Consider the following 19169-nt stretch of genomic DNA (forward strand, 5'->3'; position numbering starts at 1 on the left):
CACTAAGTGGTTTAAAATCAAAAAATAGGAAAACAACACTTATAAATATAAAATAAAAAACCAAGAAGTTAGAAAATTCATAGTTTTGCTGTTTTTCCTTACCTATGACAAAAAACAGCGAGTAAAATAGCAATATTGATGCAACAAATACACTTCCCACGGTAGTTGCTTGTCTATCTATATATAATAGATATAATGCCTTATCACCAATAATCGGCAATTCTGTTATTAATTTAATTATAACGCTATAGTTATGTGCAACAACTACACTCATATAAAGGAAAAACATGCTCAAAATGACTGTGACAGCACCTTTATAAGCAAATAAATACTTCTTATACCTATTTATTAAAAGAAAAGGTAACAAGAAAGTAAATACAACATAATGCATGCTTATAGCAAAGATAAGGTAAATATATTTATATTTCCCTCTTGTGGTTGCAAAGCAAAAAAACAAAAATATAGCCAAAGTCTGTCGGATTAATTGTGTTGAGAAAAGTAAATATGACGGTGTAAGTAAACAAAGTAAAATACAAATTATTCTATATTCTGGTGGAGATATTCTATATATAACAATTGATGCTAATGTGGATATGAAAAAGCTGAAAATAAAAAGAAAATTTCTAATACCTAAATCACCAAATATTTGAAATAAAACCCAATTTAAAGATTGAAAAGCAAACTCTCTACTATTTAACTGTAAATATTCAAAAAGATCATGTTTACTAGCTTCTAAAAAAGAGTTGTAATATCTTAGCAAATCATCGCTATATGTTTCTCCTATCATCCTCGAACTAGCAGTCAAAGATACCAATACAACAATACTAAAAACTGCTAATAAACTAATTTCAAATTTACTGTTTTTAAAATAACTAGAAAAAGTACTTGCTAAAAAAGCACTTAAAATAGCAAGAGTGAACAATGTTAACTGTATCAACATCGCCTCCAAAAATAACATATAACATATCAATGTATTAACTAAAAATCCAAGCTTTAGTTTGAAAAATAGAAACACACCTAATATATAATTAGTAAAAATTACCAACCGAAAGAGGAGGAACTCACTCTAAATAGGTTAGTACCTCACAAAGATCACTTTTCTGACTTATATTCGTAGTTGTAGTAACCGTAATACCCATATGCATTACTGGCTTTTTTAACTACGCCGTTAAATACCACGCCTTTTACGTCTATGCCATTTTGCTCAAAACGGTTGCGTGTTAGCTCTATTTCACGTACATGATTTTGCCCAAATCTCGTTACAAGTAGTGTGGTACCTGAATGTGCACTTACTATTGCAGGGTCGGTTACAGCTAAAATTGGTGGAGTATCAACAATTATAATGTCGTAGGCGGCACTTACTTCCTCAACTAATTTGCTAAAGTTCGAGTGCATTAATAGCTCTGAAGGATTTGGCGGTATTTGCCCGCGCGTAATAACGCTTAAGCCATCTACCTTAGTTGGTTTAGTAACTTGCTCTAGGTTTAAACGGCCCGATAAGTAATCGCTTAAGCCATCGTCCCATTTTAAACCAAACTGTGTTTGTAAGTAGCCTTTACGCATATCAGCATCAATAATAAGTACTTTTTTGCCACTTTGCGCAAGTACTGAGGCTAAGTTAACCGATATAAACGATTTACCTACGCTTGGGCTTGGGCCCGATATAGCAATTATATTGTTTTTAGCTTCCATCATCGCAAAGTGTAAACTGGTACGCAGGCTTCTTAATGCCTCAATTGCTAGGTCAGCTGGGTTATCTAGCGCGAGTATACTTTTAGGTTTATTAACTTTGTTTTTCCGGGCTCGCTCGGCAAAGCCACTTAGTTTATCTTGATAATCTGAGTGCGGCACACTTGCGTATACCGGTAAGCCTAGTGCTTCAATTTCTGCAGGGTCTTCAACCCCTTTGTGCATTGCTTTTTGTATGAGCACAATAGCAACAGCTAACATACCGCCTAGCATAGTCGACATTACGACTATTAATGCTTTTTTAGGCTTAACTGGCTTGCTGGTATTTACCTCTGCGTAGTCAATAATACGTACATTACCTACAGTGCCAGCACGAACGATATCAAGCTCTTGTGTTTTGCTAAGCAGTAATGTGTAAATTTGGTTACTTACCTCAACATCGCGCTTCAAGCGCAGTAACTCTTGTTGAGTTTCTGGCAGGTTACCTACCTCGCCTACGAGTTCTTGTTTTTGGCTTTCAACCGCTTCTATTTGCTCAAGTATGCCTTGGTATGCTGGGTGGTTTTTTTTAAATTTACGCCCAATTTCTAAACGCTTTAGGTTTAGCTCTTGCAACTTGGTTTCAAGCTTTACAACTTGCTCAAGCACGCCTTGTGTTTCAAGCGTTATATTTATTGATTGGCGTTTTATTTGGTAGTCGTTAAAGCGTTGCTCTGCGAACTCTAACTGTTTTTTAATTTCTGGTAATTGTACTTCTAAAAATTCCAGTGACTTTTGTGCCTCAGCACTATTGCGCTCAACATTTCTGCGTACATAAATAGCGGCTACTTTATCAAGCACTTTTTCAGCATAGCTTGGTTTAGTGCTTTGTAGGCTTAGGTTTATAATACCGGAGTCTTTACCTTTTTCGCCTGCACTAATGGCAATTTGGAGGTCTAAAATAGTATTTAAGCGATCTTTACGGGTAATTGTAAACTCTGTACCAGGGCGTGCATTTAGTGTACGAATAGTTAAGTTAAACTTACCATTTGTAAGCTCCTCGCCCACTTTACCCGATAATATTTGCTCGCCTTCACCATTTAAAAGTGCAAGGCTGTTGTTAGCTTGCGCAACTAAAGTAAATGTTTTATTTACAGCAGTACGTGGTACATCAAACCTAAATACATTTATGCTCTCACCGCCCCATGCATAGCTACCAGCTCCAAAGCTTGGCTCAGCTAAATCGCCATTTTCCATTGGGGTAAATTTACGATAAGTGCGACTGCCAATAAACGGAAATAGCTTAGGCTCTGCTGTTACATCAAGCTTTAAAGTGTCTACTGCCTCACCTATTATACTGCGTGACTTTAGTAGCTCTATTTCGGTTACTGCGGCCGATGTACTTTCGAACATACCTGCCATATCGTCAAAACCAGGAACTGATGCGCTGCCGTCTTCAACTTGTATCATGGCTGTTGCTTGGTAAACAGGGGTACTTAATACTGCATAAACAACACCTACAAACATAAACAATGCAGTTACAGCTACTATAAAGTATTTGCGATCGAGCAATGCGCCTAGTAGCGCCATTAAATCAACTTCTTGCGTTGGTTGTGTATTATTAGTGCTTTTATTATTAGCGCTACTAGCGCTGTTATTCGGCTGGGTATTCATTAAATTAGCCATTCCTTATAAATACTTTTGCCAAGCGCTACACGCGCTGTCGATTAATGTATAAACGTGTTCAAAAGCCTCTTGGCTTTGGCGATACGGATCTGGTATTTCAGCGTTATTAATCCACTTACCGAGTAAAAACGTTTTACCGCGCGCCTCTGGGTAACGAGCATGTACGTCGTTTAAATGGCGTTCTTCCATCACGAGTATTACGCTGTTTTGCGCTACTAAGCTTGATGTAAGCTGCTGACCTTGGTGGGCGTCCATATTAACGCCATGTGCGAGTGCTATTTGTTTTGCTTTTGCATCTGCTGGTTTGCCTTCAAGTGCTGTTAACCCAGCAGACGATACTTTAATATTTTTGCCTTCAAGCTTTTGCTTTAAAACATACTCACCTGTTGGGCTGCGGCAAATATTGCCTGCACATACAACTAAAACTGAATCAAACATTTTTAAAGACCCTTAGTTTGATGAAATATCGTCTAGGCTATCAACCGAGGCTACCGACGGTAATAATAAACTTATTACACGGTTCCAACGGGCAAGTGGTGCCGATGTTACATATACAATATCGCGCGGTTGTAGTTCAAACTGCTCAGCTAATACCATTGCTGCTATATTTTTAGCGTGTAATTGGTATACATTTGCAATAACACCGGTTTGCTCTACGTCACTTTTACGCAGTACAAATACACCATTAGCGTCGGCTGTTGCTTCGTTTAAGCCGCCCGAGTCGCTTAGCGCTTCGGCCAAGTTTAAACCATAACGGTTAAGTGTTACTGAACCTGCTTTTTTAACATCACCTAAAACAAATATTTTTTGTGCATCGTTACGGTTTACATGCACTATGTCGCCATGTTGCAATAAGCGGTTTTGCGAAATATCACCATGGGCATAAAAGTCATCAAGTTTAATAACTTCTGTTTTATCGCCACGGGTAAATGTTACTGTGCGCCAATCGGCTGCTTCTGTTAAGCCGCCTGCTTGGTTTAAGGCATCAATTAAGGTAAGTGGGATTTCGGTTACTGGATATACGCCAGGTTGTTTTACTTCACCGGTAACGTAGGTTTTTTGGCTTCTAAAGCCAACTACTTTTACGTCTACTTGAGGGTCTTCTATTACTCGGCTTAGGCGTTTTACAAGCTCGTTGCGTACTTGGCTTATTGTTTTACCAGCAGCAGGTATATTTGGTGCGTAGGCGTAAGTAATGGTGCCGTCTCGTTGTACTCTAAAGCCGTCAAACTCTGCGGTACGTTGTACTGCTGCTGGTATTGTTAGCTCTGGATGATCCCATACGCCTATGGTTAGTACGTCGCCAACACCTAGTTTGTATTCGTAATTGCTTACGTTTAAACCAGCGGTGCTTGAAATTGGTTTAGCTGCTATACGCGCTTGATTTTGTTTATTTATTAGTAGCGAGTCTATTATTTGAATGTTTACTTTTTCGAGATCTTGTTCGAGGTTTTGTGTTTGCTCGCCTGAGTCTATACCTTCAAAGTGGCTGCCTGGTACTATTGTACAGCCGGTCATGCTTAGTATTGCGAGTATTGATGCGAGTGATTTACAGCTTAACGCCATTGTAGAATCCCAAAATTATTTAAATATTGCACTTACTCACCAACCTTGGTGAGCACTTTTATTTTAGCCGACTAATTAAAGCATGTGCACTATTGTGAAGCAATAGTCTTTGCTTTGTAAAAGCTTTGTAACTAAGTTTTTAATTAACACTGAAATTATATCAGTATTTTCATAAGGTCTTTATGAATAAATTTAATTGATAGCCGTTTTCAGTAAAACACTTAACGCATTCATCACCAATTGTACAAAGAGAAGTGAATGATAAGCCATTTAAACAAGTGCTTTATGGCTGTTTACTTATTTAAAGCGCAGTGTGCTCTTAACCTCTTCGTAGATTAACCACTTAAAGCTTTATTGCACAAAGAGAAGCGAATGAGGAGTAAATGAGAAGACATTTAAACAAGTACTTTATGGCTGCTTACTTCTTTAAAGCTCAGTGTGCTCTTAACCTCTTTGTGAATAAATCACTTAAAGCCTTATTGCACAAAGAGAAGCGAATGAGGAGTAAATGAGAAGCCATTTAAACAAGTACTTTATGGCTGTTTACTTCTCTAAAGCGCAGTGTGCCCTTAACCCTTTTGTGAAGAGGTTCTATTACGAGCTTTGCTCGTCACGCCAGCAAGCTGCGCGTCTACAAGTGAACTTAGCCACGTAGGTTTAAGTGCTTTGGGCACGCTTCCGCCCTTAGGTCACAGTTCCTAGTTACTGATATAAAACTATTTTTTCGCGGCATAAAGCCGCTGCTACGTTTTAATTCACTTTTAGAGCTTTTTATTTGCCAATATCTTTATTATCTACACTTACTTCAATTTTTTGATTAAGTAAGTTAATTAGTAAAATACTGCGCAGGTCGCCATCGGGCTCTTTGTATATTGCTTGTATATTACTGAATGAATCGTTATTCACACTTACTACATCACCTGTTTTTGGTATTTGTGATTCAGTAGTGTGTGAACGTTCATTTTTTAACTGGTCAATTATGTGCTTAGAAACCAACTGGTAATTTGCTCCATAAGAAACAAAACCGCCTATTCCACGGGTGTTTTTTACAGCAGAAAAACTACCATTTTCTGATTCAAGGCATACAAATAAATAATTAGGGAATAAAGCAGCGTGTTTGACGGTCCTACGACCTTTAACCAACCTTTCGGTAGTTAATTTGGGGTAAAACGCTTCAATCCCTTGATTTTGCAAGTTAGTTTTGGCTCTCTCTTCTTGCTTAGGTTTGCATACGACTAAATACCAACATTCCATAGTAGCCCTTAATACATAACTAAATTGCAAAAAATACAATTCCAAACTAAACAGCGGCGACATTATAGCCAACATAAAGCCCCTATGTAAATAAGCCTTAGTGGTTAATAGCCACTCACTTTAATAAATATTGTTATTGAGTTTAAAGGGAGTAAAGGCTTTAACGCTAGTTTAGTACCTATAAAGCCATGTTTAGATTGGGCTAAACAAAAGTTTAGCCGCGAAAATTTATTAAAAAATTTAATTAATATTTTTTTAATAAATATACAAGTAAGAGCGCGAAGTAAATTCGCACCTACAAGTTGGTACATGTTTGTAGATGGTGTTTTATATATCGCTTGCTGTTAGGAGTTAAACATGAGCGCGAAATAAATTCGTACCTACCGGTTGGTGCATGTTTGTAGGTGAGGTTTTATACCTCGCTTTTTTTAGGATTTAAAACATGAGCGCGAAATAAATTCGCACCTACAGGTTGGTACATATTTGTAGGTGAGGTTTTATAACTCGCTTTTTTGGAGTTAATACAAGAGCACGAAGTAAATTCGCACCTACAGGTTAGTGGATGTTTGTAGGTGAGGTTTTATACCTCGCTTTTTGGGAGTTAAAACATGAGCGCGAAGTAAATTCGCACCTACAGATAATATATTGAAGGTGAGGTTATTAATTTAGCCCAAGCGTTAAAACCTTGAATAATTATGGCTTTACTTCTACCTTAAAATTCAATGTAACAAATTGATGACAAGGAAGCACAATGCAAATACTTCACCACGGAGCGGTTAACGGCGTTACTGGTTCGTGCCACGAGCTGGTAGTTAATGAGCAAACAAGTGTGCTTATTGATTGCGGATTATTTCAAGGCGAAGACTCTAAAGCCGACCTTTCAATTAAGTTTAATATTACCCATATTACTGCCCTTATTGTTACCCATTGCCATATTGACCATGTTGGTAGAATTCCTTACTTATTAGCAGCCGGTTTTAAAGGCCCTATTTTTACAAGTATTGCATCGGCCAGCTTATTACCTTTGGTAATTGAAGATGCTTTAAAAGTAGGTGTAACCCGCGACCCTAAAATTATAGCTGCCTGCTTAAGCTTATTGAATAAACGCATAGTTGCTGTTGATTATAAAACGTGGTTTGAACTACCTTGCAAAGGGCTCAACAAAGCTAAAGCGAGGTTTCAGCGTGCTGGGCATATATTGGGGTCGGCTTACGTAGAAATTGATATTACAAATGGTGATAACAACAAACACCGTATTGTGTTTTCAGGAGATTTAGGCGCGCCATATACCCCACTACTCCCTTCGCCTAAGCCGCCCTATAAAGCCGATACTCTAGTTATTGAATCAACCTACGGCGATAAAAATCACCAAGGCCGTAAAGAGCGTACAAAAACGCTAAAAAACATTATTGAACGCGCCGTAGCCGACAATGGCGTTGTTTTAGTACCTGCTTTTAGTATTGGCCGCACACAAGAGCTGCTATACGAGTTAGAGCAACTCATACATAGCTCATCTAAAAAGTCTAAGTGGCGAGACATTCACGTAATACTCGACTCCCCTATGGCAGCCAACTTTACTGAGCAATACAAAAACTTTAAACACTTATGGGACAGCGAAGCTAAACGCAAAGTTGCAAACGGTAGGCACCCGCTCGATTTTAAAAACCTAACTACGGTTGATTCACACAAAGAGCACATGGCTATAATTAATTATTTAAGTTCGCGGCAAACACCAGCCATAATATTAGCGGCAAGCGGTATGTGCACTGGTGGCCGAATAGTTAATTATCTTGAGCGATTTTTAAATGATAAAACCACCGATATATTGTTTGTAGGTTACCAAGGAAACAAAACGTTAGGCCGCGAAATTCAAAAATATGGCCCACGTAATGGGTATGTTTTTATAAATAATGCTCGTATTACTATAAACGCAAAAGTACATACAATTAGCGGGTACAGCGCCCATGCCGATCAAAACGGATTAATTAAGTTTGTAACGGGTATGCATAAAAAGCCAAGCCATATAAAAATTGTGCATGGCGATGATGATGCAAAAAACGCGTTAGCAAATAAGTACAAAGAAGTTTTAGGTAATGATGTTGAAGTTGAAATAGGTAAATAATAAAGCTTTAATTTAAGAACCACTTAAAGCTGATACTTACATACTTCAAATAGAAGATAATTAAACACTTGTATTTAGACTATTTTTCCTTCAAAAAAGTCATGAGAGTGCAGTCAAATAACTATTAATAGTGGTTTTGTGAAGTGGTTGAATATTTTATTAGGCTAACTTTAAAAATGTTTACGTATTTATTTGTGGTTAACCTAATTGTAGCAGTCAAAGAAAGTTTGCTAAGACTTAATTCCAGATATTTTTTTGGCAATGAAACTTTTACTTTCAGAAATTTCATTTTTAAAAAATAAAAATAAGCTCAATAATATCAAACACCAATATAACGCAAAATAATTTTGTAAACTGCTACCGTATAATGCATGTATAACAGAACCAAATACCAGTAAAGTTGTATAAATATACATACCCAACCTAGGAATTGCTTTCCAAAAGTAAATAGAAAATTCAGTTCTTAATATAAAAAATACCCAGAAAGAAAAACACGTACTTATAGCGGCGCCAATTGCACCAAACTTTGGAATTAACCAGACGTTTCCTAGCAAGTTAACTCCAAAAGCAACTACAGAAGCAAGCATTGAAAATCCGGTGCGCCGGGTAATACCTAGGCCTACGACGCTTGTTTCGGATAGAGTATAAAGCAATGGATATCCTAAACACGGAACTAAAATCCACTGAACCGCTTTATAATTATCCGGTAGTATAAACGTTACTACCGCAGAGAGTAGGCCAGCCAAACAAAATAAAATAATAACGACTAATAATACATATCGGTTTACTTTAAATATTTTATCAAGGTTTTCATTTGCTGCAGCCCACTTATATACAACGGGAACCCAAACAGTAGAGAAAACACTCTGAATAATGGTCGCAGCGGCAGCAAAACTAACAGCAACAGAGTAAAGCCCTAACTCCTCAAAATTTGAGAGCTCTTTTAATAATATTTTATCTGACGCAGTTAGCCCCCAGAATGCTAAGCTGCCAAAAATCAGTGGCATACCAAAGCTTAAAAGACCTTTTAACTGGCTAAAGTCTAGCTTTTCCTTAAGCCCTGCAATCCACTCGCTTCTTGTATTCCACGCATATATAAAAAAAACTAATGATATAGCTGCAACATTGGCTATTACAAGATTAGTAATATTTTTATTAACAGAAAATAAAACATAACCTAAGATAATAATGATTAGAAGCAGCTTAGGAAGCAGTTGACTCATTGAGTAGGCGAAGCCTTGCTCATTCATTCGCAAAATTAAAGATAAAAACCTAGACATAAAAGCACATAAAACAGCTAAAGCGACTAACAGGCTGAGAAATTGGCTATTAACCTCAAATAACCATAACGAAATTGTATTACCGTAACTGAATAGTAAACATAAGCTAATAATTAATAAGCTTAAACCAGGGAAAAATGACGTTTTTAATAGGCGTGGTTTATTACTTACTTCGTGAAATTCACGTACATACGCTTGATCTAGCCCTAAGCTAAAAAAGAGTGTGCAAAAACCAACCACTACATTGAGCATAGCTATGCGGCCAATATCTTCCTGAGTAAAAAACCAAGTGATAATTGGCAAACTCACAAAACCTAAGAGAGCACCACCTACTGGGCCCAATGCAAAAGATAGGATTTTTTTGGGGGTCATATTTTTTTATGTTCCAACATACTAGTAACCCCAATAGAATATTATTTATAAAACAACGACTATTAAAGGTTTTGAAATAGTTACTTATCAAATAATTGGGTAAGTTGCTTTTTATAGTTCTCTGTAGAGAAGTAATTTTTTACAATTTCAATATTTTTAGGTAATTTGTGGCAATCTAGATTATTGAGCTTTTCAATATCGCCAACGTTAATACCTTTTTTAGCAAAAAAATGCCATTGTGTGGTTTCACTTCGCAAGTAAACAGTTTTACCAAGACCTAATAAAGTTATTGTATTTCCCATGGCTTGTTGGCGTTTATGATTAAAAAAGGCAATATCAATTGAGCTTAAAAATAATAAATAATCATCAAATGGCATAAAATCTGTAAGGGGTTTAAACTTTTCGCCAAACCATTCTTTACCTTGCTTTATTACTTGCTGTGCATATTCTTGATGCCCGTACGACAAAGGTACATAAATACATATATCCTGATGTTTAAATGGTAATAACTTTTCCAACGCCTCTATATGATTATTACTCGGGTCGGCTGAGTTGCCTACTTGAATATTTACCCTCACCTTATCAACTGCGGGAAGTTTATATTGTTTGTATAAGTTACTCGTGTACATTAAGCACTCATGGTAAGTTCCTTTTGCTCCATACCAGTCTTTTGCAAGAGCTATATCTCCTTCTAAATATGTAACTAAATGCCCAAGCCGATTTATTACCCTGTGCCTTAAAAGCTCATTTATTTTTTCTTTGAGAGTGACACGCTTTAATTGATAAGCATATAAGTCTGCTCCCCATATCATCCAATAACACTTTTTAAGCAACCAAGGCATAACACTTAGTATTTGAACCATTTTTATATCGATTAAACTGTGTAATATAATTTTATCAGCTCGGTGCATTTTTATTATTAATTGAGTATGGTGCTTTACCTTTAATAAAGCCGAACGCCCTGACAAGCAGATATTATTAGCATCTTCAAGCTCATCATCAGCCATGCCATTTTTAATTAAAAACTCATGCTCATCACTATTAAAGTTTTGATTTATAAATCTAATATATGGAGGAATAAATTTATCACATTCTGCTACATGTAATATTCTTTTAGCCCTCACGGAAAAACCCCTCAACAGCTTTAACAACCTTTTCTTGTTCAACGTGGGTCATTCCGAAGTACAATGGTAGACGGACAAGTTTTGCGCTTTCATGGGTCGTGTAAGTATTATCACCTACAAATTTTCCAAACATTTCTCCCGCAGGGCTTGAGTGCAGTGGGATATAATGAAAAGGTGTTGTAATACCCTGCTTTTTCATATAACTAATAAATTCATTTCGCTCTTCATTTGAGCTCAATTTTATATAAAACATATGCGCGTTATGCGTTAATGAATCGGGAATATAGGGTAACTGTTCAGCCTTTAGTTTTAGGCTAAGTTTACTGTAATAATAATCCCATATTGATAAACGAAAATTATTTATCGTGTCTGCGGCTTCAAGTTGTGCATATAAATAAGCCGCTTGTAACTCGCTTGGTAAAAAGCTCGACCCTATGTCCTGCCACGTGTATTTATCGACGATACCATGCAAGAACTGGCTACGATTTGTTCCTTTCTCACGTATAATCTCAGCTCGCTCAACCAGCTTAGGGTCATTAATTAAAATTGCCCCACCTTCGCCACCCGATGAGTAGTTTTTAGTTTCATGAAAGCTATAGCAGCCTATATGACCAAGAGTTCCTAGTGCTTTACCTTTATAGGTAGACATTACGCCTTGTGCTGCATCTTCTACTACCCACAAGTCATGTTTTTCTGCGATAGCGAGTATTGTATCCATTTCACAAGCTACACCTGCGTAATGTACTGGCACTATTGCTTTTGTTTTAGCCGTAATCGCAGCTTCAATGAGTGTTTCATCAATATTCATTGTGTCCGGACGAACGTCAACAAATATAATTTTTGCACCACGTAATACAAACGCATTCGCTGTAGATACAAATGTATAGGAAGGCATTATAACTTCATCGCCTGGCTGAATATCTATCAAAATGGCGGCTAGCTCTAACGATGCTGTACATGAGGGAGTTAGTAATGCTTTTATTGTGTTGAAGCTGTCTTCAAACCATTTTTCGCACTTTTTAGAGAAGTAACCATCGCCGCATAACTTGTCTGATGCAATCGCTTGTTCGATATACGCTAATTCTGTGCCTACTTTAGGAGGAATATTAAAAGGGATCATTTTTTAAACCTGTTTATAAAACCAATATGATATATCAGCAATGCTAAAACCATTTTTACTGTATAAATTTGCTGCGGGGGTATTGCTAGTTTGTGTTGCAACTTTTATCTTGCTAACGTTATTTGCTAAACAGTAGGCCTCTATTAGCTTTAGCAGTTCACTACCTATTCCCTGCCCCTGAAAACGACTAGCTACTCCAATAAGCCCTATAACGGCTTCTTTATTTCTAATCCGAATGGTAATAAAACCAGAAATATTACCTTCGTTCTTTAAGACTAAGCAACAGTCATCGAATTTAGATAAAACTGCATTTTCGATCCACGTTTGATAAAAGCAATCTCTTTCACTTGGAGAAAACCACGGCTCTCTAAAACGACTATTCACATATAAATCACTTACTGTACGTTTAAGTTCATCAATATCGCTTTCTAGCGCTAGATAACAATTAAAACTTGGTAGTGAAACTACGTCATTGCTGTCTAGTAAGCTTTTTTGGAATACAACTTCTCCCTCAACAAAGCTAAAGCCGTACTTATTCATTTTATCTAAATCGTGATAGTTATTTGAACTAACTTTAGTTGTTACTAGTGAGCTACTAGGCCAATTTTTATTTTCTATATCATCACTTGTTAGCTCAAGTGAAAATATTGTCTTGTTAAAAAAGTGGCTATCCCACTCCTTCAAAGTAAAATGATTATGCATTACTTTTTACTAAATCCATTAGATATTGACCGTAACTATTTTTAAGCATTGGGGCTGCAAGCGCTTCTACTTCAGATTTAGTTAGCCACTTATTATTGAATGCAATTTCTTCTAGACAAGCTATTTTGTAGCCTTGACGCTTTTCTATTGTTTCTACAAACTGAGCCGCTTCAAGCAAGCTTTCATGCGTACCTGTATCAAGCCAAGCAAAGCCGCGACCAAGTATTTCAACATTTAGCTTATTTTGCTTTAAATAAATTTCATTTAAGCACGTTATCTCTAGCTCACCTCTATGCGAGGGCTTAACTTGTTTGGCTATTTCTACAACAGAATTATCGTAAAAATATAAACCGGTTACCGCTAAATCAGACTTTGGTTTAGCTGGCTTCTCTTCAATGGAAATAGCCTTTTGGTTCTCATCAAATTCAACGACCCCAAAACGTTCCGGATCTTTTACTTGATAACCAAATACAGTCGCTCCTTGCCCATTTTTGGCATTCTCGACTGCATGTTTTAACTTAGGTGAAAACCCTTGCCCATAAAAAATATTATCGCCTAGCAATAAACAAACGTCGTCAGAGCCAATAAACTCTTCACCTAAAATAAACGCTTGAGCCAAACCATCTGGGCTTGGTTGTATCGTGTAACTAAGCTCAACGCCAAAGCGTGAGCCATCACCTAATAATCGTTTAAATGATTCTTGATCTTCAGGTGTAGTAATAATTAAGATTTCACGTATTCCCGCTAACATCAACACAGAAAGCGGGTAATAAATCATTGGCTTATCATAAATTGGGAGTAACTGCTTGGATACACCCATAGTAATAGGATAAAGGCGTGTACCGGAGCCTCCGGCAAGGATAATTCCTTTCATGCTATTTTCCTTTAGCTGTCATATTTATTTCGCCCAGACGCTCACGCTGATATGAACCATCTTGTACGTTTTGACACCACATTTGATTATCTAAATACCACTGAACCGTTTTACGTAGGCCTGTTTCAAAGGTTTCTATTGGTGTCCAGTTTAGCTCTGTACTCATTTTTGACGAGTCAATAGCATAACGTCTATCGTGACCAGGGCGATCTGTCACGTACGTTATCTGCTCTGAGTACGGGGAGTCCTTAGGCACTAAAGTATCTAGAATACTGCAAATACCTTTAACAACTTCAATGTTTTGCTTTTCGTTATGACCACCAATATTATATGTTTCACCAATTTTACCTTCTGTTACTACCTTATATAGAGCTCGAGCATGATCCTCAACGAATAACCAATCTCTAATCTGATCACCTTTACCATAAATAGGTAAGTCTTTACCTTCTAGCGCATTAAGTATTACTAAAGGTATTAATTTTTCAGGAAAGTGGTATGGCCCATAATTGTTCGAACAATTAGTTACGATAGTAGGTAATCCATACGTGCGCAGCCATGCTCGAACTAAATGATCACTCGATGCTTTACTTGCAGAATAAGGGCTACTTGGTGAATAAGATGTTTGTTCAGTAAACAAAGGTAGCTCTTTACCCAAGGCATTACCTTCTTGCTCGTCGGGGTGTGGAAGGTCGCCGTAAACTTCGTCAGTTGAAATATGATGAAACCTAAACGATTTTTTATCATCGTCATTTAATGTATTCCAGTATTCACGAGCCGCTTCTAATAGATTATAAGTGCCTACAATATTAGTTTGTATAAATTCGGCCGGTCCAGTAATTGAACGATCAACATGACTTTCAGCAGCCAAATGCATTACTGCATCTGGTTTATGTGTTTTAAAAACACGATCGAGTTCAGTACGATTGCATATATCAACTTGCTCAAATACGTAGCGGCCATCATTAGCAACCGAATTTAATGATTCTAAATTACCAGCATAAGTTAACTTATCGAGATTAATAACTGAATCATTAGTGTTTTCTACAATGTGGCGAATTACAGCAGAGCCTATAAAGCCCGCACCGCCAGTTATAAGTATTTTCACTACACACCCTAATATATTTGATAAAACTAGGTATATTAACTATCTATTAATACCTAACTTAAAATTTTAATTTGCATTCATTTAAACTAATTGCTTGAGTCTTGCTAGCTATTTCGCAAGCGTTGCAGAGATGAATAATAAAGCTCTATAACATCTTCTAAATCTAAGTGGCTGACTAAGCTTTTTAATTGTTCTGTATCTACACACATATCGTCAAGCGAATCTATAGCGTTTACCAAGCTATCGATATCACCCACTGGGTAAATACTACAGTTTGGATAGGGCCTACGTAATACATCATCCTCGTAACTGACTCTTAAAATTTCTGCAGGGCCCGTTTTACAATTAGTAGTTATAATAGGAACCCCTAATGCAAGAGACTCGACTAAACAATTAGGAAAACCTTCAGTTTCTGATGCTAATAGCATGGCTTCTGAGTTTATAATATATGGATATGGATTACTTGAATGCCCAACAAAAAACACTCTATCTTCTATGTCTAATTTTTTAGCTAATACTATTAAATCCTCACGAGTGTCGCCATCTCCAACTATTACTAAATTCTTTTTTTTATTGCAAGCTTGTAAAGCCAGTAATATATCTTTTATTCTTTTTGATTCAACTAGGCGCCCTACTGAAATCAAAAAACTTTGAAATGGAACTGGGCTGACATCTTTAGAAGATAGGTCTTGATAATCCTTTAAATCATGTGGATTGTATATTTTCTCAATGTCATTTCTAGATAAAAACACCCTTGCTTGTCTCTGCATTTCTTCAGATATGCACACAATACTACTCGCTTTTTTATAGGCTAAGCGAATGATATATGCATTTCTACTACGCTGAAGCCTTTCAAAGCTACTGTGACAGACTAGCTGAGATTTATACCTCATAAAAATAGATAAAAAAGAATTAATAATATTTGGATACAACAAATGAGATTGAACAACATCAGGTTTAAATTTTAAAACAAGGTAAATAAACTTAAAAAAACCTGAAACCTTCCAAAACTTACTTGCTGAACTTTCTTTCAAATACAGGTGCTTAATTTCACAACTGCTATGCTTTGTAAAACCATCAACGAGACTATTAAAAACTTTTTCGGCACCTCCGCCAGAGGCGGAATTAGTTAGAAGCAGTATTTTCATCAGTGCAACCTGTCTTGTAACTTTGTAAATATTCTGAACACATTCGATCTAAACTAAAATCTTTTAATAGCTTCTTATATTGCGCTTGAATAATTTCCTCTCTTAAAGTTTGAGATTCAATTAAGTTACTAAATATTTCTTGCATCTCTTTATCATTATTAAATAAAATATATTCAGATACCGTAGGGTCAAGAATCAAACTATGCGCTGGAATATTTGATAGTAAAATAGGTAGTTTAGCAGCCATTCCTTCTAGAACAGAAATTGGCAACCCTTCTTCTCTAGATAACGATAAAAAAACATCTGACGATACTAGTAGCTCATTTATATTTTCAACTTTGCCTAAAAATTCAATAGCAGTATTATCTCCGGCTAAACTCGAGACCTCGGCCTTGAATTGCTCACTTTCTATACCGCCTGCAATTGAGAAAGTGAACCGATAATCAGGGTATGATTTATTAAGGTATTGAATAAGAGAACTTAAACGATCATAACCTTTTCTGTATTTGACATTCCCTACCAAAACTACTTTAATATTTTTAGTTAATAGAGATTTTTCTTTTACTTTAAAGTTAGAAATATCTACTGAGTTTTCAATAACTTTAAACTTGCTTCCAAACGCCTGTGTAAACCTATCAATGTCTTGCTTCGAAACACCAACAATCACATCAGCGGCTTTATTAATAAAAAATTTATGTACTCTACCAATAAGGCGGTTTAAAAAACCATTCCCATAATAAAAGTCATATGAATTTCTTAAACTTACAACGTAAATAAAATCTTTTTTTATAAGGCCAATAAAAATTAAAAAAGAAAAAATTAAATCAGCACCTTTTAGCTGACTCTGGATCGCATCAAAATTTTGACCTTTTAAGTATTTTGGTATCGCAAATATAGACTTTAATGCACCAACAAGTGGAGAATTAGCATCTGTTATTTGAGTCATTTCCCTACCATTCCAAAAATTCTTTTGAACATTATTGTGGTTCCATAAAAGGGCGACCTTACCCTGAACAAACTTACGGTCGACCATTCTACGGATTGATGCTTCAGCACCACCAACTCCATTTGAATTTAATAAATAAAGAACTTTCATATATTCCTTAAAATGAATTAGTTAAACTTTGCTAAAAAGTTTTTTAATGAAAATACTAAACTTCCTAAAAAGGAATGTTTAAGAAAAAAATAAACAGCTCTTTTCGATTGTGAACTAGACAAAAGAGCAACCACCAACCAAAGGGGGATTTTTTGCCCTCTATTTACAAGATCATTCAGCAACCAGAATGTTACTTTGTCTTTTAGATACTCAGCATGTTTACTTAAAAACTGTATAGCACCTGTTGCAGTTTTAGTGCCCGTTGTAATTCTTTCTCTATTTGGATCCACATTTACTTTATATAGTTTTTTTCCCAGTTTTAAAAAAGGCTTATTTTGAGCCAAAACAACGCGAAACCAACAGTCATAGTCCTGCCATGCAACCATTTTTTCATCAAAAGTATTATTTTTCAAAGTATCTAACTTTGTAAATACTTGGTTCCCTACGTAATTTTTTTCAACGAGATCAAAGTGTGTATACTCAGTTTTATTTAAATCAAACCTGTTTGAGTGCACCCCAAAGATAGAATAATCAGCACAAAGTAATGCATATCTATCATTCCAAGCTGCAAGGTAACTTTGAATGCAATCGGGTTCCATTATGTCATCATCGTCTAGCCCAGTTATAAAGTCCCCTGAGGCCATATCAATAGCACGATTCCTTGCATTACATGCCCCTTTAGGTTGCTCATTAACTAAGAATTTTAGCCTATGATCTTTATTTGCAATGCCTTCTAAAAGAGAAATAGAGTCTTCACACTTCCCATCCAAGGCTACTATCACCTCAATATTAGTGTGTGTTTGAATAAGAACCGAATTGAGTGATCTATTAAGGTCACTAGGACGATAGTGAGAGGGAATATATACACTTACTAATTGTTCTTGATTAGACACGTTTTTCACCTAAGTTATATACAAATGGAACTACTAAAAAAAGTATCCAGTATGGGTATACCCACATTTCATTAGAAATTGAGAGAAAACAAAATATTATTATTAGGTATCTATTAGCTCTTTTTTGCGTATTAAATAACATATATGTAAAACCAGAAATAATAAGCGTAAATAACACTACCCCATGATCTACTAATATAGCTAACCATCCATTATGAGGTTGAACATAACGCATACTTAACTCGAGTAAACTCCTTACCCCTGTTATCCCATACCCTAATACCGGTCTTTCGTAAAACCCATCTAGAGCTAATCGCCACATAACTAATCGCTGAGAAAACGTTGATAAGTGCTCGAAAAGAGAGAAAGCAATTACAGCTCCGAACAAAATGAAAGCAATGAAACCTATGTTGAAAATCACTTTAATTTTTAATTTAATAAACATTAGCCTAACTAATAGGAGGGCACTGATTAATAAAACAGTCTTTGAACCTGAAGCAAAGAGGGTAAGCAAACATACTAGTAGTAGAGCTCTATTAAAAATAGTTTTTTTTATATTAACAATAATATAAATACTAAAAACCATTAGTAGTGAAGTATAGTTTGGATCATGTGCATAACCTGATGGCCTTACACCTAGTAATGATAGTTTATCCTCAAATGCTTCACCGGAAGAACCTACCGATACAAATGGCAAATCGCCAATTATAGCTTGATACAAGCAAGAAAGAGACAGAAAAAAGCTAGATAAAAGCACTGAATTTATTAATACTTTACTATTTAAATATTTTTTATTTAGAAAAAAATAAATAGCTATTAGAAAATTATATATATACAAAATAATTACATTTTTATATACGGCAGTATTCTTATCAAGAGCAGAAAACTGCCAAGCGATTTGATCTTGAATCACTATTATTGTAAGTAATAATGTTAGTAAAATAGCGCGAGTTGGTACTGCCCAATCATTAAACTTTACTTTTACTAGCACAGCAAGAATCAAGCTCGAAATAAAAAACGGGAAAACTAAAAACCGAATATCAAAACCAAGCGAAAATGTTCGGTTATAAATCGAGAAAATTAAAATGCTTATAAATATTGCGCTTAGAGATCTATTTAAGCCTAATTTATTTTTTTTAACGGCTTCATGAAGCTGCAT

16 protein-coding genes are annotated in these 19169 nt (G+C 35.9%); 1 reads left to right on the top strand and 15 read right to left on the bottom strand.

Features of this window, described 5'->3' with window-relative positions:
* The 5 genes from P20429_RS19350 to rfaH all read right to left on the bottom strand — a co-directional run.
* A partial coding sequence (locus P20429_RS19350) for an EpsG family protein (protein ID WP_158307909.1) occupies positions 1-940 on the bottom strand: 940 nt, incomplete at its 3' end.
* A 152-nt stretch (positions 941-1092) separates the two neighbouring features.
* Entirely contained in the window at positions 1093-3342 is a 2250-nt protein-coding gene (locus P20429_RS12415; RefSeq protein ID WP_007582276.1) for a polysaccharide biosynthesis tyrosine autokinase, read from the bottom strand.
* Between the two features lie 15 nt (positions 3343-3357).
* Positions 3358-3792, bottom strand: a complete 435-nt coding sequence (locus P20429_RS12410) for a low molecular weight protein-tyrosine-phosphatase (protein ID WP_007582278.1) — start codon at positions 3790-3792, stop codon at positions 3358-3360.
* Positions 3793-3804: 12 nt separating this feature from the next.
* Complete coding sequence (locus P20429_RS12405) at positions 3805-4920, bottom strand: polysaccharide export protein (protein ID WP_007582281.1); 1116 nt, start codon at positions 4918-4920, stop codon at positions 3805-3807.
* A gap of 771 nt (positions 4921-5691) precedes the next feature.
* Positions 5692-6174 carry a transcription/translation regulatory transformer protein RfaH gene (rfaH, locus tag P20429_RS12400; protein ID WP_007582283.1) on the bottom strand — a complete coding sequence of 161 codons (483 nt, stop codon included), beginning with the start codon at positions 6172-6174 and terminating at the stop codon, positions 5692-5694.
* Positions 6175-6925: 751 nt separating this feature from the next.
* Between rfaH and P20429_RS12390 the strand changes: the two genes are divergently transcribed.
* Positions 6926-8296: an MBL fold metallo-hydrolase RNA specificity domain-containing protein gene (locus P20429_RS12390; RefSeq protein ID WP_007582288.1), complete on the top strand. Its 1371-nt coding sequence runs from the start codon at positions 6926-6928 to the stop codon at positions 8294-8296.
* Positions 8297-8526: 230 nt separating this feature from the next.
* Here P20429_RS12390 and P20429_RS12385 read toward each other — a convergent pair whose 3' ends face one another.
* From P20429_RS12385 to P20429_RS12345, 10 genes are all read right to left on the bottom strand, one after another.
* Entirely contained in the window at positions 8527-9948 is a 1422-nt protein-coding gene (locus P20429_RS12385) for a lipopolysaccharide biosynthesis protein (RefSeq protein WP_007582290.1), read from the bottom strand.
* Between the two features lie 80 nt (positions 9949-10028).
* Positions 10029-11099, bottom strand: coding sequence for a TDP-N-acetylfucosamine:lipid II N-acetylfucosaminyltransferase (locus P20429_RS20110; RefSeq protein WP_158307910.1), 1071 nt, complete (start codon positions 11097-11099; stop codon positions 10029-10031).
* A complete protein-coding gene (gene rffA / locus P20429_RS12380) occupies positions 11062-12192 on the bottom strand; it encodes a dTDP-4-amino-4,6-dideoxygalactose transaminase (protein WP_007582294.1) in 1131 nt (376 codons plus the stop codon). The genes P20429_RS20110 and rffA overlap by 38 nt, the downstream gene beginning before the upstream one ends.
* 3 nt (positions 12193-12195) lie before the next feature.
* On the bottom strand, positions 12196-12894 hold the full coding sequence (gene rffC / locus P20429_RS12375; protein WP_007582296.1) for a dTDP-4-amino-4,6-dideoxy-D-galactose acyltransferase: 699 nt from the start codon (positions 12892-12894) through the stop codon (positions 12196-12198).
* Positions 12887-13768: a glucose-1-phosphate thymidylyltransferase RfbA gene (gene rfbA / locus P20429_RS12370; RefSeq protein WP_007582298.1), complete on the bottom strand. Its 882-nt coding sequence runs from the start codon at positions 13766-13768 to the stop codon at positions 12887-12889. Before rfbA ends, rffC begins: the two co-directional genes overlap by 8 nt.
* A 1-nt stretch (position 13769) precedes the next feature.
* Complete coding sequence (gene rfbB / locus P20429_RS12365; RefSeq protein WP_007582300.1) at positions 13770-14873, bottom strand: dTDP-glucose 4,6-dehydratase; 1104 nt, start codon at positions 14871-14873, stop codon at positions 13770-13772.
* A 104-nt stretch (positions 14874-14977) separates the two neighbouring features.
* The gene (locus tag P20429_RS12360; RefSeq protein WP_007582302.1) at positions 14978-16021 is read right to left on the bottom strand and encodes a glycosyltransferase; all 1044 of its coding nucleotides are present in this window, start codon (positions 16019-16021) and stop codon (positions 14978-14980) included.
* Positions 15999-17117 carry a glycosyltransferase gene (locus P20429_RS12355; protein WP_007582304.1) on the bottom strand — a complete coding sequence of 373 codons (1119 nt, stop codon included), beginning with the start codon at positions 17115-17117 and terminating at the stop codon, positions 15999-16001. Before P20429_RS12355 ends, P20429_RS12360 begins: the two co-directional genes overlap by 23 nt.
* A 17-nt stretch (positions 17118-17134) precedes the next feature.
* Positions 17135-18010 carry a glycosyltransferase gene (locus P20429_RS12350; protein ID WP_007582307.1) on the bottom strand — a complete coding sequence of 292 codons (876 nt, stop codon included), beginning with the start codon at positions 18008-18010 and terminating at the stop codon, positions 17135-17137.
* Positions 18003-19169, bottom strand: coding sequence for an O-antigen ligase (locus tag P20429_RS12345; protein WP_007582309.1), 1167 nt, complete (start codon positions 19167-19169; stop codon positions 18003-18005). The genes P20429_RS12350 and P20429_RS12345 overlap by 8 nt, the downstream gene beginning before the upstream one ends.

The organism is Pseudoalteromonas sp. BSi20429 (genome assembly GCF_000238895.1).
Taxonomy (GTDB): Bacteria; Pseudomonadota; Gammaproteobacteria; order Enterobacterales; family Alteromonadaceae; genus Pseudoalteromonas; species Pseudoalteromonas arctica.